Annotated in this window: 14 protein-coding genes; 13 read left to right on the top strand and 1 reads right to left on the bottom strand. The window is 40.8% G+C overall.

What is annotated here, in order from left to right; translation table 11 throughout:
• The first annotated feature begins 4 nt into the window (after positions 1-4).
• From QZ995_RS05340 to QZ995_RS23790, 12 genes are all read left to right on the top strand, one after another.
• The gene (locus QZ995_RS05340; protein WP_003334001.1) at positions 5-220 is read left to right on the top strand and encodes a DUF951 domain-containing protein; all 216 of its coding nucleotides are present in this window, start codon (positions 5-7) and stop codon (positions 218-220) included.
• Between the two features lie 343 nt (positions 221-563).
• Positions 564-2,495: an oligoendopeptidase F gene (pepF, locus tag QZ995_RS05335; RefSeq protein ID WP_301804002.1), complete on the top strand. Its 1,932-nt coding sequence runs from the start codon at positions 564-566 to the stop codon at positions 2,493-2,495.
• A 717-nt stretch (positions 2,496-3,212) separates the two neighbouring features.
• A complete protein-coding gene (ychF, locus tag QZ995_RS05330) occupies positions 3,213-4,313 on the top strand; it encodes a redox-regulated ATPase YchF (protein WP_301804000.1) in 1,101 nt (366 codons plus the stop codon).
• Between the two features lie 138 nt (positions 4,314-4,451).
• Positions 4,452-4,739, top strand: a complete 288-nt coding sequence (gene rpsF, locus QZ995_RS05325; RefSeq protein WP_064017474.1) for a 30S ribosomal protein S6 — start codon at positions 4,452-4,454, stop codon at positions 4,737-4,739.
• Positions 4,740-4,763: 24 nt separating this feature from the next.
• Positions 4,764-5,231 carry a single-stranded DNA-binding protein gene (gene ssb, locus QZ995_RS05320; protein WP_301803998.1) on the top strand — a complete coding sequence of 156 codons (468 nt, stop codon included), beginning with the start codon at positions 4,764-4,766 and terminating at the stop codon, positions 5,229-5,231.
• Between the two features lie 52 nt (positions 5,232-5,283).
• Positions 5,284-5,514, top strand: a complete 231-nt coding sequence (gene rpsR / locus QZ995_RS05315; RefSeq protein ID WP_018671213.1) for a 30S ribosomal protein S18 — start codon at positions 5,284-5,286, stop codon at positions 5,512-5,514.
• 75 nt (positions 5,515-5,589) lie between these two features.
• Positions 5,590-6,570 carry a DUF2232 domain-containing protein gene (locus tag QZ995_RS05310; protein WP_301803994.1) on the top strand — a complete coding sequence of 327 codons (981 nt, stop codon included), beginning with the start codon at positions 5,590-5,592 and terminating at the stop codon, positions 6,568-6,570.
• A gap of 15 nt (positions 6,571-6,585) precedes the next feature.
• Positions 6,586-8,523 carry a DHH family phosphoesterase gene (locus tag QZ995_RS05305; protein WP_301803992.1) on the top strand — a complete coding sequence of 646 codons (1,938 nt, stop codon included), beginning with the start codon at positions 6,586-6,588 and terminating at the stop codon, positions 8,521-8,523.
• Positions 8,524-8,538: 15 nt separating this feature from the next.
• Positions 8,539-8,982 (top strand): 50S ribosomal protein L9, encoded by a 444-nt coding sequence (rplI, locus tag QZ995_RS05300; RefSeq protein WP_003334013.1) that lies wholly within the window; start codon positions 8,539-8,541, stop codon positions 8,980-8,982.
• A 28-nt stretch (positions 8,983-9,010) separates the two neighbouring features.
• Positions 9,011-10,357, top strand: coding sequence for a replicative DNA helicase (gene dnaB / locus QZ995_RS05295; protein ID WP_003334014.1), 1,347 nt, complete (start codon positions 9,011-9,013; stop codon positions 10,355-10,357).
• 308 nt (positions 10,358-10,665) lie between these two features.
• On the top strand, positions 10,666-11,952 hold the full coding sequence (locus QZ995_RS05290) for an adenylosuccinate synthase (protein WP_301803988.1): 1,287 nt from the start codon (positions 10,666-10,668) through the stop codon (positions 11,950-11,952).
• Positions 11,953-12,014: 62 nt separating this feature from the next.
• On the top strand, positions 12,015-12,341 hold the full coding sequence (locus QZ995_RS23790) for a hypothetical protein (RefSeq protein ID WP_366919678.1): 327 nt from the start codon (positions 12,015-12,017) through the stop codon (positions 12,339-12,341).
• 200 nt (positions 12,342-12,541) lie between these two features.
• Here the strand turns inward: QZ995_RS23790 and QZ995_RS05280 are convergent, their stop codons facing one another.
• Positions 12,542-12,913, bottom strand: coding sequence for a hypothetical protein (locus QZ995_RS05280; RefSeq protein WP_301803986.1), 372 nt, complete (start codon positions 12,911-12,913; stop codon positions 12,542-12,544).
• A 368-nt stretch (positions 12,914-13,281) separates the two neighbouring features.
• On the opposite strand from QZ995_RS05280, the gene QZ995_RS05275 reads away from it, so the two are divergent.
• Complete coding sequence (locus QZ995_RS05275; RefSeq protein WP_301803984.1) at positions 13,282-14,775, top strand: peptidoglycan DD-metalloendopeptidase family protein; 1,494 nt, start codon at positions 13,282-13,284, stop codon at positions 14,773-14,775.
• Positions 14,776-14,921 lie beyond the last annotated feature (146 nt).

The following is a 14,921-nucleotide window of genomic DNA, read 5'->3' as shown; positions in this document are numbered from 1 at the left end:
ATTCATGGAAAGAAAGCAATTTGATCTGGGGGATATTGTCCAGATGAAAAAACAGCATCCATGCGGCACAAATGCATGGAAGATTATTCGTATGGGGATGGATATTCGGATTAAATGTACCGGATGCGATCACAGTGTGATGATTCCGAGATTGGAATTTGAAAAGAAGATGAAAAAAGTATTGGTGCCAGCAGCGCCAAAAGAGTCCGCAGAAGAATAGCTGTAGATATGCTGGATGCAAAAAAGATGCCTCGGTTATAGGGGCATCTTTTTTTGTATAGAGAAAACTGTCCACAAAAATAAATAAAAAAATGTGGATAACCCAAAAAGTGAAAACCCATATATAGCAAGGCTTTCACTTGTGTATGACTTTTTTCGAAAAAACTATCCACAAAGATATCCACAGGCTTATCCAGGATAGAATTGAATAATTTTGTGGCAATTTATCACAATAAAAGAGATGAATACGATCCCATCTAATTTTCTTACATAAAAAATAACGAATCTAGCATGTTTAGAAATGATGATGGAAGTGTTACGTTATTAGAAAGGAGCAAGTTGCTATGATTTCTCTTAAAGGAAAAAATCTGGTATGTGCAGTTGTTGCATGCACATTTTTTATCCACAGCAGCTTTGTGTCTATTTCTTTTGCCTATCCACAAGTGGGTAACAAAGAGACACAACGAACATCATATCAAAATCGCAAAGAAATTCCAACCATTTTTACATGGAATTTATCAGATATTTATCCAAATGTATCAGCATGGGAAAAAGATAGGCTGAAAACAAAGCGATTAGCCGATGATTTTACAACTCAACAGGGCAAATGGAGGAAATCAGCAAAGGCGCTTGCTCAAGGGATGGAAGCGTATAGTCAATTGATGCGTTTACTCGATAAGGTGAATGTGTATGCCACATTGAATTTTGATACACAAACGGCAAACCCAAGAGCTCAGGCAATTGTCAACCAAGCCGAAAAAATCCGAGTATATGTTAAGGAACGAACCTCTTGGGTAGGTCCAGAGCTTGTTTCTATTCCCGATCTAAAGATGAAACAGTTTTTACAGGCACCAGAATTAGCTCCTTATAAACCATTTATTCAAGAAACAATACGTATAAAACAGCACATGCTCCCAAGAGAACAGGAGCAATTGTTGGCTTCCTTTTCTTCGTTGGGGGAAACGCCAGAAAATATTTATAAGATGATTTCCAAAGACATCCCACTGCCTCTGATAAAAGATGAAGCAGGTAAGAGGGTGCCGTTGACCAGAACAAACTATGCCACTTATTTGGAAAGCAAGGATCGGCAAGTAAGAAAAGCGGCCTATCAAGCCATGTATCGGACACTAGAGAAATATCAGGATACCTTGGCTCAGACGATGGCAGGACAAATTAAAGCAAATAACCTTTATGCATCAAGTAGAAAGTATAAGAATGCTTTGGAAGCTAGTCTTACACCAAATCAGGTGCCTGTAGAGGTATACGATCAACTCATTTCCACTGTGAATAGGAACATACCGCTCTTGGAGCGTTATCTTAAGCTACGTAAAGAGATGCTTTCATTACCAGAGCTTCACATGTATGACCTATATGTACCTCTTGTGGATCAAAAAAATGATCATATCCCCTATGAACAAGCAAAGAACTTGGTTATAAACGGGCTTGCACCGCTTGGTGAGGAGTATGTATCTGTCATTAAAAAGGCATTTGATAATCGTTGGATAGATGTATATTCTACACCTGATAAAAGAACTGGGGCTTACCAATGGGGGGCTTACGATACTCACCCTTATGTTTTGTTAAATTATCAAGGCTTAAAGGGAGATGTCTCAACTATTGCCCATGAATTGGGACATGCTATGCAATCGTATTACACAAACAAGGCACAACCTTATATAACCTCGGGTTACCCGATTTTCACGGCCGAGGTTGCTTCCACTATGAATGAAAATCTGCTATTTACGAGCCAATATAAAAAGGCAAAGACAAATAAAGAGAAAATAGCGTTACTCGTACAAAACTTAGAGAATTTCCGTACGACCTTATTTCGTCAAACTCAATTTGCCGAATTTGAGAAAGCCATGTATGAAGCCGATCAACGGGGTGAAGCGATACAAGCCGACTCCCTTAAGAAAATGTATCTGGATATCAATAAAAAATATTATGGCAAGCAGGTAGTTATGGATCAGGAGATCGCCATGGAATGGGCCCGCGTCCCTCATTTTTTTTATAACTTTTATGTCTACCAATATGCTACAAGCTTTGCAGCATCCGCAGCTCTTGCTAAACAAGTGGAAGAGGGCGGGAAACCGGAAGCTGAACGTTTTATCAAGACGTTACTTTCGTTGGGCAACTCTAAGCCGCCGCTTACTGTTTTGAAGGAGGCAGGGGTAGATATGACCACAGCTGCACCAATAGAGGATGCGATGAAGGTATTTAAAGAAAGACTAGATCAATTGGAAGGATTGCTGAAGGAAGCTGAGAAAAAAACCTAGATAAGCTGGGTTTTCTTTTTTATTGCTTTGATAAGGAGTAGATATATACATAGATTCGAGCATTGGAATTGTAGGACTGACAAATGTCTTGTAAAGGGAACATCTCGTAAAGAAAACGAAGCAAATCCTTAATAATAAAGGTTTTTTTCTAACAATAACTTACAGAATATAGATATAATCCAATTTTGGGATAAAAATAAAAAGACGGTCTATGTATGCCATTCTTCAAAATATTTATTAATTACAATTACCCCCCATCGCTTTTTTATAAAACTACAATATGGTAATCACTCACGAAACTTTTTCTTTACTCAATGCTTAAACCTTGTAGGATATAAATATAATTGTTATGCAACAAAATGTACTGCACACAATAAAACTTTACAGTCAGGGAAGAGATATAAAATTGCAATAGGCATTAAGAAATGCAACAATGAGTTTATTAACAAGATAGGCGCTATATTTTGAATGAGATTTGAAACTCTATATCCCCAAAGGAATAGAGGTATTATAACTGACTGTAAAAGTAAGGCTGAACTTAATTTAAAAACGACGACTTTTTATAGGTTATGAAACAAATATGAAAAAACAATTTTAGGTCAAGCTGTGGGAACCATTTCTATATAAAGATTGGGAACTGTGTGATTGTATTATAACCAGTAAGTCTTTATACTAAAGAGCATGTTCTATTTCGGAAAATAAGGAGTGTATATATAAATGGGAATGTCTTGTGGGATTGTAGGTCTTCCGAATGTCGGAAAATCCACTTTATTTAATGCAATTACGCAAGCGGGAGCAGAATCCGCAAACTATCCTTTCTGTACCATTGATCCTAACGTGGGTATCGTTGAAGTACCTGATCCGCGTCTAAACAAATTAACAGAGATCGTTGTTCCAAACAAAGTTGTACCTACCGCTTTTGAATTCGTGGATATTGCTGGTTTGGTTAAAGGAGCGAGCAAAGGGGAAGGATTGGGGAACCAATTTTTGGCCCATATTCGTGAAGTAGATGCGATTGCACAGGTGGTACGTTGCTTTGAAGATCAGAACATTGTACACGTTGCAGGTAAAGTTGACCCTCTAAGCGATATTGAAACCATTAACCTGGAATTGGTATTTGCTGATTTAGATTCCGTTACTCGCCGTATTGATCGTATGGGGCGTAAAGCGAAATCTGGTGATAAAGAGGCAAAGGTAGAGCTTGAGGTATTAGAAAAATTAAAGGCCGCTTTTGAAGAAGGGCAAGCAGCACGCGGTGTCGAGCTAACAGAAGATGAGCTTAAAATCATTCGTGACCTTCACCTGTTAACCATTAAACCAATGCTGTATGTTTGCAATGTAGCGGAAGACGGCATTCACACTGCTGATGAGAATCCGCATGTACAAGCAGTTCGCAAGCATGCTGAAGCTGAAGGCGCAGAAGTAGTTATTATCAGTGCAAAAGTAGAATCTGAAATTGCTGAATTAGAAGGCGAAGACAAGGCAATGTTCCTAGAAGAGCTAGGACTGCAAGAATCAGGTCTTGACCGCCTGATCCGCGCTGCTTATTCCTTGCTTGGTTTGATTACGTACTTCACGGCTGGAGTTCAAGAGGTGCGTGCATGGACGATTCGTCGAGAAACCAAGGCTCCTCAGGCTGCTGGTGTTATTCATACAGACTTTGAGCGTGGATTTATTCGTGCCGAAGTGGTAGCCTATGATGATTTGGTAGAAGCGGGCAATGTGAATGCTGCTCGTGAAAAAGGGAAATACCGTTTGGAAGGCAAAGAATACGTGGTAAAAGATGGCGACGTTATTCATTTCCGTTTCAACGTGTAATCTCTTGATTTGTCCCTAATGGTTTGTTATAATGCTTAAATGCGAGTATGGAAATGGGTGCCTCTAGTAGGTTTCATTAGCACTCGCTCCTTGCCCTTTTTTTAAAGGGCCGCTAGTCCAAAAGGAGGTGAAGAAGGTATGCGTCAATATGAAGTAATGTACGTATTGCGTCCAGACCTTGAAGAAGAGAAAGTGAAAGCGAATGTAGCTCGTTATAGCGAAGTCGTTACTAACAATGGTGGAGAAATCACCAAGCTTCAAGAAATGGGTAAGCGTCGTCTTGCTTATGAAATCCAAAAGTTCAAGGATGGTTTCTACGTTTTGATGAACTTTAAAGCTAACGCTGAGGTTGTTTCTGAAACTGAGCGTTTGATGAAAATTAACGACGACGTTATTCGTTTCCTTTTCGTAAGAGAAGATCAGTAATCGTTGTCGCGGGGAGGGAGTCTTATGCTAAATCGTGTTATTCTAATTGGAAACTTAACAAAGGACCCTGAGTTGCGTTATACGCCCAATGGTGTTGCGGTAACGACCTTTACCTTAGCGATAAATCGTCCTTATTCTGGAGCCGGTGGCGAAAGAGAAACGGACTTTATCAATATTGTAGCATGGCGTCAATTGGCTGATCTATGTGCAAACTATCTTCGTAAAGGTAGAAAAGCTGCTGTAGAAGGCCGTTTACAAACCAGAAGCTATGATAATAAAGAAGGTAAAAGAGTATACGTAACAGAAGTTGTCGCAGATAACGTGCAATTCCTAAGCTCACGCGAAGCGAGTGAAGGAAACACCGGCTATGACCCTGGTCCAAGCTATGGTGGCACACGTCCGGCTTCCAAAGGTAATAACGATTCATTTAATGACCCCTTCGCCGATTCTGGAAAGCCGATTAACATCTCAGATGATGATCTGCCTTTCTAGTTAAGTTCTAGATCGTATGTAAACTATCATAACTTGAAAAGGAGGGACTCTCATGGCACGTAAAGGACGTCCTAACAAACGCCGTAAAGTTTGCTACTTTACTGTTAATAAGATTAAAAAGATCGATTATAAAGATACTGATCTTCTTAAGAAGTTCATCAGTGAACGTGGTAAAATCTTACCTCGTCGTGTAACTGGTACTTCTGCTAAATATCAACGTAGATTGACAATCGCTATTAAACGCGCTCGTCAAGTAGCGTTGCTGCCATATACGGCTGAATAGAATCAATAAAGTCAAAGGGGGGCACAGAGCGTGGCCCCTCTTTTTCCATATTTATAAGAGGGGAGTCGCTCCTGTTTGCCTAATCGAACAAAACAACTAGCAGAAAGTGCTTTGTTACTGGGAATTGCAGGCGTGTTTCTCTTTGTAAGCCTTGCAACTCCTCTATCTGGCGTATTCTCTTTCTTGTTGCCTATTCCGTTCATCATTTTAGCAATGAGACGTACAGGCAAGCAAATGATTATCATAGCAATAGCATATGCTGTACTTGGGCTGGTCATTAGCTCGATTGCAGGCGTTATTTTTGGACTATCTGCCGTATTGCTGGGCTGGGTGATGGGCTTTACGTATAAGAATACCAGTCGAGCTTTTCCAAGTATTTTTGCAGGTTCTATTGTTAAAGCGCTGTCTTATGTATTTTTAGTGTATGTATCATCGAAGCTGATGGGCATTGATATTGTTCAGCAATTCCATCAAGGAAAAGAATTAGCTTTAAATAATCCGCAGCTTTTGGAGTTAAGACCTCCAGAGTTCACCGTAGAGGCGTGGAAAAAATTATTAATTGACGTATTTGAGATGTTGACCATTTTGATGCCGTTTATCATTATGTTTGGTAGCTTTGTATCTACCACGTTCATTCATTGGATGGCACGACTGATCAGTAAAAGACTGTCCATTCAAATTCCAGCTTTGCCACCTATACGACAATGGCAATTACCGAGGTCACTTCTGTTTTTTTATGTGGTAACGTTGCTGTTCATGCTCTTCAATAGGAATACAATGGGTCAAACAACGAGTGGTTCTTTGTTATTTAACTTGTTTTATGCACTGCAATTCCTGTTTTTTATTCAGGGATTAGGGTTTGTCGCATTCGTTGTTGATAAATATAAGAGCAAATGGCGTTTTCCATATGTCTTTGCTGGAGTATTTATTTTTCTCATCCTAGCTACTATACTGAATATAGGCGGGGTAGTATTATTGTTGGCTACCGTATTAGGATTCGTGGGATTGCTTGATTTGGGCATACGATTACGTACTAGACTTGAGAGTAGAAAGTGAAGAGGAGCTGAGTAAATGCCCAAGTTCCTGTTTAAACGTTGGTATGGCTTACATATGGTTTTAGCTTTAAGTTTTAGCTTAGTGCTTGTCGCCATCTTAACGTTATATCACTGGATATATGGCGCGATAGGGATAGTGTGCATTATCGGTCTCATATTAGCCACGCTTCAAATCGAAAAGAGATTTCAGCAAGACTTAAAAATGTATATTGCCACTATTAATCATCGAGTTAAGAAGGCAAGTGAAGGCGTATTGCAGGAAATGCCGATTGGGATACTGCTGTTTAATGAGGATCGAGAAGTTGAGTGGACGAATCCTTATATGCAACAAATGACCAATATGGAGAATTTGATCGGAAAAGAACTAGCTGAAGTATTTCCTTCGCTTGAATGGAAACCAGAACAGACAAAGCTTGATTTCACCTTTGGCGAGCGGATTTATGAGGTTTTAATTCGCCCCGAGGAACGTTTGTTGTATTTTACCGATGTAACCGAATATAAAGAGCTAGCTATTCGGTATCAGCAAGAAAAAACCATTGTGGGTATCATTCACCTCGATAACCTTGATGAACTGAGTCAGGTAATGGATGACCAAAGCCGGACATTGCTTACAACCAGTGTATCTGGTGTGATACTCGAATGGGCACAGAAGCATGGGATTTTACTTCGCCGCATGAGTTCTGATAAGTTTTTAGCGGTTATGGATCGCGCTACCTTGGATCGGTTAGAGGAAACACGTTTTGATATCTTGGATGTCGTGCGCGAAATGACGGCTGACAACAAGATTCCTATTACGTTATCCATTGGGGTAGGTGCAGCAATGCCAAGCCTAGTGGAAGTGGGCAAAAATGCTCAGTCCAGTCTGGATATTGCTCTTGGACGCGGCGGTGACCAAGCAGCAGTGAAGGTTGGAAATAAATTAACCTTCTATGGTGGCAAGTCGAATGCCGTTGAAAAACGGACGCGGGTTCGTGCGCGGGTTATTGCTCATGCGCTACGTGATTTAATCCACGAAGCTGAGCAAGTTATTGTCATGGGACATAAAAATGCCGATATGGATTCTATCGGTGCTTGTCTTGGTGTGATAAAAACCGTACAAATACACAACAAACCAGGCTTTATTGTGTTGGACGAGGTTAATCCAGCGATTGAACGACTTATGAAGGAAGTGAATCAATCCCCGCTAGCGGAAGCATTCATTTCACCAGATCAAGCCCTACAGATTGTATCTTCAAGAACTTTATTAGTAATTGTAGATACACATCGTCCGTCACTTGTGGTTGAATCCCGTCTGTTGCAAGAAACCAGCCGCATTGTGGTTATTGATCACCATCGCCGTTCAGAGGAATTTATTAATGATCCAGTTCTGTTGTATTTGGAGCCATACGCTTCCTCTACAGCAGAGCTAGTTACGGAGCTTCTGCAGTACCAAACTGATCGTGTTAGCCTAGATAGCGTGACTGCTACGGGGCTATTAGCAGGGATTGTAGTAGATACCAAAAGCTTTGCATTCCGTACAGGTTCACGTACCTTTGAGGCAGCCTCCTTCTTGCGGAGGAACGGCGCCGATACTGCAATGGTGCAGCGTTTCTTAAAAGAGGATATCCAACAGTTTGTCAAACGGGCACGCGTAGTTATGAATACAGAGGTGTATCGTGACAAGATGGCAATCGCTGTGGGTGATCCTAAGGAAACCTATACTCAGGTGCAGGTAGCACAAGCGGCAGAGGCTCTATTAACACTTGAAGGAGTCCAGGCTTCGTTTGTCATTGCTATGCGAGCCGATGAAGTAGTTTTAATTAGTGCCCGTTCCTTAGGCGATATAAATGTACAGTCCATCATGGAAAAAATGGGTGGAGGCGGTCATTTAAATGGAGCCGCTACTCAGATGAAAGATATTGCCATTCCTGACGCTGTACGATTGTTAAAAGATGTTATAGACACAGAATTGTAAAGGAGGACGTTTCAAATGAAAGTAATCTTTTTGAAGGATGTTAAAGGACAAGGAAAAAAAGGTGAAATCAAGGAATTGTCTGAGGGCTACGTACGCAATTTCTTACTTCCTAGAGGCTTAGTAAAAGAAGCAACAGAGGGAAATGTTAAGAATTTAGAGGCACAAAAAAAGAGTGAAGATAAAAGAAAAGAGCAAGAAAAATTAGAAGCCCAACAATTGGCTGAGAAAATGAATGAAATGACCGTTAAAATAAAAGGGAAAGCCGGTGAGGGCGGACGTCTTTTTGGTGCGATTTCCAGCAAGCAGGTAGTAGAAGCGTTGGAAGAGCAATTTAACGTAAAAGTGGATAAACGCAAATTAGATATGGAGCCTATTCGTTCTTTAGGTGTTACACAAGTAAAAACAAAGCTCCATCATGATGTTGTAGCGATTTTAAAAGTACATGTAGTAGAAGAGTAAAATTTGAACAGAAGTTGAGGGGTGTGAAGTGAGCGATTTATATTTGGACCGGGTGCCGCCGCAAAATATAGAGGCGGAAGAATCGGTGTTGGGTGCGATTTTCTTATCCAAAGAAGCGCTTATTACTGCGATGGAACTCCTTCGCCCAGAAGACTTCTATAAAACTTCTCACCAGCGTATCTTCAATACCATGCTTGCTCTGTATGAAAGAGGAGAGCCGGTTGACCTTGTAACCGTTACAGCAGATTTACAGGATCAAAAGGTCTTGGAAGAAACGGGTGGTGTTGTCTATTTAACATCCCTCGCCAGCTCTGTTCCTACAGCGGCTAATATTGAGTATTATGCCAAGATCGTAGAAGAGAAATCATTACTTCGTCGATTAATTCGTACAGCAACTAAAATTGCTAATGATGGCTACTCACGTGAGGATGAAGTAGGCGAAATCATTGCGGATGCGGAAAAATATATCCTAGAAATCGCACAAAACCGCAATAGCGGAGGATTTATTCCTATTCGTGATGCTTTGATGGAAACCTATGAGCGTATTGAGTTTTTAAGCCAAAGAAAAGGCGATATAACAGGTATTCCGTCTGGTTATCCTGATTTAGATAAAATGACGGCAGGCTTTCAGCGATCTGACCTGATTATTTTAGCGGCCCGTCCTTCCGTAGGTAAAACAGCGTTTGCTTTGAACGTAGCGCAGAACGTTGCCGCGAGGGCGAATGAAACAGTAGCTATCTTTTCTCTTGAGATGTCAGCGTCTCAGCTCGTACAACGTATGATTTGTGCGGAAGGGAACTTGGATGCTTCCCGTATGCGTTCTGGTGGATTGGAAGAAGACGATTGGCAAAAGCTAACGATGGCCATTGGCACTTTAGCGAAGGCCCCCGTTTATATTGATGATACACCAGGTATAACCGTACAGGATATTCGTGCAAAATGCCGACGTCTTCAAACGGAAAAAGGATTAGGTCTCATTCTGATTGACTACTTACAGTTAATTCAGGGACGAGGAAAAGGTGACAACCGACAGCAGGAAGTATCTGAGATCTCACGTACACTAAAAGGGATTGCCCGTGAGTTAAATGTACCTATTATTGCTTTGTCACAGTTAAGCCGTTCAGTTGAGCAGCGGCAAGATAAACGTCCAATGATGTCAGATATCCGTGAGTCAGGTTCCATTGAGCAGGATGCTGATATTGTTGCCTTCCTGTATCGTGATGACTACTACGATAAGGAAACTGAGGCCAAAAATATTATTGAGATTATCATTGCCAAACAACGTAATGGTCCTACGGGAACCGTTGAGCTTGTTTTCTTAAAGGAATTTAATAAATTCGTCAGCTTAGATCATCGTTATCGGGACGTAGGCTAACGGACGCGAGCCATCTTCCACTTCAAGAAGATGGCTTTTTTATGTTATGAGAAGCAGAAAATATGTATTTTCTTATTTTTACTAGGTGCAACAAGAGCTTATTTTCGCCTGTTTTTCTTTTTTTGACATATACTAAGAAAAATAGGTAAAAGGACAGGGAATCCTGCATCTTATTGGCATAGAATGAATATGTATTTACGAACATATAGTAATAAGGGTTATAAAATGTTCGTGATTTGGTTGACATCTGGCCGTTGCTTTAGTAAAATGAGTTTGTTTTTCTGATTATTAATCAGGAGGTGTGTTCATTGTCAACAGTCGTGGTTGTAGGAACCCAATGGGGCGATGAAGGAAAAGGAAAAATTACAGATTACTTAGCAGAAACAGCAGAGGTAGTAGCACGTTACCAAGGTGGTAACAATGCTGGTCATACAATTATTTTTGATGGGAATAAATATAAGCTCCATTTGATTCCATCCGGGATCTTTTATAAGGATAAAATCTGCGTAATTGGAAACGGAATGGTTATTGATCCTAAGGCGTTGGTAGCAGAGCTAGAATATCTGCATGGTCATGGATTCACTACGAATAATTTAAAAATTAGCGATCGTGCTCATGTTATTCTGCCATACCATATTAAGCTGGATGGAGTAGAAGAAGAGAGCAGAGGCCAAAACAAAATCGGTACTACTCGTAAAGGTATCGGTCCTGCTTACATGGATAAAGCAGCGCGTATTGGTATTCGTATCGCTGATTTGATGGACAAAGAAGAGTTTAAAGAAAAATTAGCTCGTAACCTGGTTGAGAAAAACCGCGTTCTTGAGAAGCTTTATAACGAAGAAGGCTTTAAACTGGAAGATATCTATGAAGAGTATCTAAAGTATGCTGAAATCATTCGTCCATACGTAGCTGATACATCCGTTGTGTTAAATGACGTTATTGATAATGGAAACCGTGTGCTATTTGAAGGTGCTCAAGGGGTACTATTAGATATTGACCAAGGTACTTATCCATATGTAACATCGTCTAACCCGATCGCTGGTGGGGTAACCATCGGTTCTGGTGTGGGACCATCCAAAATTCATCAAGTAATTGGTGTGGCGAAAGCATACACAACACGTGTAGGAGACGGTCCATTCCCTACAGAATTACACGATGCAACAGGAGATCACATCCGTGAGGTGGGCTTTGAATTTGGTACTACAACAGGCAGACCTCGCCGTATCGGCTGGTTTGATACTGTGGTGGTTCGTCATGCCCGTCGCGTGAGTGGTATCACTGGTTTAGCAATTACGAAGCTAGATACACTATCTGGCATCGACAAACTTCGAATTTGCACGGCTTATAAGTACAAAGGTGAAATTCTAAACGAATTCCCGGCAAGCTTAAAGGTATTGGCTGAATGTGAGCCAGTATATGAAGAGCTTGAGGGTTGGAGTGAAGATATTACGGGCGTGCGTGATTTAAATGATCTTCCTGCTACTGCTCGTCACTATATCGAGCGTATCACACAGCTAACAGGAGTACCTATGTCTATCTTCTCCGTTGGGCCTGACCGTGAACAAACAAACGTAGTAAGAGGCATTTACGTATAGGCTTTTACCAAATGAACAAAAGCGGTTCTTATGCTTATAACTAGCATAGGAGCCGCTTTTTTATGAACGGAAATAATGATTTTCTACCTCTTCGTAAAAAAGTTGTTTTGGGACAGTCACCAGTACCCACCATCTGGGCATATCGTATCGTATACCAAATGAAAACGGGGTGCTTGATAATGGGATTCGATCAAAAAGCAATGACATTGGTTGGCAAAGATGTGGAAGTTAAAATGTTCAATGGTGTAATCATCAGCGGGACTATGACTCATGTAAGCAAGGGATATGTTTGCTTCGTACTTGGCAAAAGAGAGAATGATACAAACAAAAAGAAAGAAATTCGCAGATTATCCATACGTGACATTACCTCAATGGTAGCTATTAACTAGGTTATGCAGAATTCATGTACATTTTGAATAGCAGGGGCTATGGATTAAAAAAAGCGCTAGGAGTCATGAATACGTTTGATTCAACTGCACCATAAAAAAAAACAGGGGTGACAGGAAAAGGACTGTTTTCTACGTCTATATGACTACATGTAGACGTTTCAAAACAGTCTCTTTTCCTTTTCCTAAGAGGTCCAGATAGGTTAAATCAGCCCGCCATTGGATTGAATAATTTGATTGGCTTTACTACTGATGGCATCATCAACTAGGCAGGTTAGCAGCAGGTTTGGCATATTAGCCTCAGCACCTCGATCAGCCATGCCGCTAGCAGAAGGGTCAGAAGCTGCCAGCACACTAGCATCACGGCCAGAAGGGAAATCTCCGCTTAACGTCATACTTCCTAAATTGGGTATTTTCCCAGTAATGGGATTCATTATCCGGTCTACACCTTTTCCCGGATAGCTGCTTACCTCATCAATCTGAACTGTAGAGCACCCTAGCTGCCGTAATTCATTTGCCGCCTGTTGAGCGCTCTGAAGGGATGAAAATCCTGCTAAAATACTAATTTCTTTCATAGAAATTGCCTCCAGTCGTTGAGAAGTATGTAACGAGCTGACTTATTTTTTGATCCGTGACGACTGTTCTTTCTTTTACATCGGTGGGTATTATTTCCTATGAAAATCATCGCTCATATACAGGTAAATAGTACCTTGTTATTCTTTTACAATCTTGTGACTTTATTATTACTCGACACATAACTATTTATTCGACCGGATTTTACACTTGATGTCGATTGCTGTGATGTGATACAGTTTAATAAGTTGGCTTAATTAGGAAATTTGACAGGTATAATTTAACTCCAGACACAATGTGCTGGAACATTTTGTTTTTTCAACTTTTGCGCGAGTAATGTTGATGTTGGAAAGGCTTATAGGAGGTATTAATGATGCGACCGGCCGAATGGAAAGACTGGTTGGTTCAGCGTGTCAAGCCATTGCTTGATACATGTAATCAAAGTTCCAGACGAATTGCAGACCGTGCTTGGGCATATATCCTTAGCCATAAGAAACAATCTGTTACTGTAGCTGTGACACTTGTAATGGGTGCTACCAGCGTAACCTATGCGAATTATTACTACACTTCTAATATGACTCCCCTTTATCATGTCATGCTGAATGGTAAAGAGATGGGTGTGGTGGACAACCCTGAGATAGTGAGGCAATGGACGGAAGAACGCTTAAAGGAACAGGAACAGAAACATCATGCCCCGCTTACGCTAAGTGATAATATCACCTTTACAGAAGAAAAGGTGTTTAAAGGGCGGGTAAACAATCAAGAAACACTTCAAACACTTGAAAAAGAGGCAAATCTTCAGGTTGAAGCCATCAAGGTAATGGTTGACGGCAAGCTTGTGGGGTATGCGGCTAATCAAGAACAAGCAGATAAAGTTTTAGCTGATATCAAGGAACGATTCAGTGGCGTTCCGACGAATAAAACGAAGAAACCAGAAGTTATGGCGGCTTCCCTATCAACTGACAAACAGATTAAGTCAGTTTCATTCAAGGAAAAGGTCTCTCTGGATACAGAAACTGTACCGGCCGATAAGATTATGCCGGCTAACAAGCTAGAAGAAGTATTAGTTAAAGGTACGGCACAAGAAGCAATACATTCTGTTAAGCCTGGTGATACAGTTAGCGGAATTGCTAAACAATATGGAATTACCCAAAAAGAGATATTTAAAAACAATCCTGGTGTTACTGAGAATACGTTGCTTCAATTGGATCAAAAATTAAATGTTACAGAGATTCGCCCTTATGTGACGGTTAAAGTGGTGGAAAACGCGACTAAGGACGAAAATATTTTTTATCAAATTGAAACAAAATCGAATGCCAAAATGCCTAAAGGTGAAACGAAAGTAGTTCGCGAAGGTAAGAATGGTTTAAAACGTGTTCAGTACGAATATGTAAAAGAAAATGGTCAGCTTGTAGCAACAAAGATGATCAATGAAGATATGATTCAACAACCCGTTTCAAAAATTATTGAAAAAGGTACGAAGGTTATAGCAGACCGTGGTACCGGCCGTATTGCATGGCCAGCTAGGGGCTATATTAGCAGCGGGTTTGGAACTCGCTGGGGACGCATGCATAAAGGAATTGATATTGCGGGATCAGGTACAGTGAAAGCAGCAGATAACGGTCGCGTTGTCCAAGCTGGCTGGAATGGAGACTATGGTATTTCCGTAACGATTAATCATGGAAATGGCACGCAAACCCTTTATGGACATTTGCGCAGTGCAAAGGTAAAAGTTGGACAAGTTGTCAGCAAGGGTGGAGCCATTGGTATTATGGGATCTACAGGTGACTCTACAGGCGTCCATCTTCATTTTGAAGTGCACAAAAACGGGCGTTTGGTAAACCCGCTTTCTGTGTTACGCTAACTATAGACAATTCAACAGACCAATTCTGACAGAGATGTCAGGGTGGTCTGTTTTCTTTTTTCTGCCAGTTATGTGAGGCTCTGTAGATTGCTTGAAAGCGAATTATTCGTTAAAGTGGAATGGATAGAGTACACGAATAGATCGAG

It is taken from the genome of Brevibacillus laterosporus (genome assembly GCF_030489605.1).
Classification (GTDB): domain Bacteria; phylum Bacillota; class Bacilli; order Brevibacillales; family Brevibacillaceae; genus Brevibacillus_B; species Brevibacillus_B laterosporus_E.
This window is presented reverse-complemented; position numbering and strand designations above follow the sequence as displayed.

Coding starts and splice junctions, on each gene's coding strand:
- QZ995_RS05340 (WP_003334001.1), top strand. CDS start 5: ATGGAAAGAAAGCAATTTGATCTGGGGGATATTGTCCAGATGAAAAAA.
- pepF (WP_301804002.1), top strand. CDS start 564: ATGATTTCTCTTAAAGGAAAAAATCTGGTATGTGCAGTTGTTGCATGC.
- ychF (WP_301804000.1), top strand. CDS start 3,213: ATGGGAATGTCTTGTGGGATTGTAGGTCTTCCGAATGTCGGAAAATCC.
- rpsF (WP_064017474.1), top strand. CDS start 4,452: ATGCGTCAATATGAAGTAATGTACGTATTGCGTCCAGACCTTGAAGAA.
- ssb (WP_301803998.1), top strand. CDS start 4,764: ATGCTAAATCGTGTTATTCTAATTGGAAACTTAACAAAGGACCCTGAG.
- rpsR (WP_018671213.1), top strand. CDS start 5,284: ATGGCACGTAAAGGACGTCCTAACAAACGCCGTAAAGTTTGCTACTTT.
- QZ995_RS05305 (WP_301803992.1), top strand. CDS start 6,586: ATGCCCAAGTTCCTGTTTAAACGTTGGTATGGCTTACATATGGTTTTA.
- rplI (WP_003334013.1), top strand. CDS start 8,539: ATGAAAGTAATCTTTTTGAAGGATGTTAAAGGACAAGGAAAAAAAGGT.
- QZ995_RS23790 (WP_366919678.1), top strand. CDS start 12,015: ATGAACGGAAATAATGATTTTCTACCTCTTCGTAAAAAAGTTGTTTTG.
- QZ995_RS05280 (WP_301803986.1), bottom strand. CDS start 12,913: ATGAAAGAAATTAGTATTTTAGCAGGATTTTCATCCCTTCAGAGCGCT.
- QZ995_RS05275 (WP_301803984.1), top strand. CDS start 13,282: ATGATGCGACCGGCCGAATGGAAAGACTGGTTGGTTCAGCGTGTCAAG.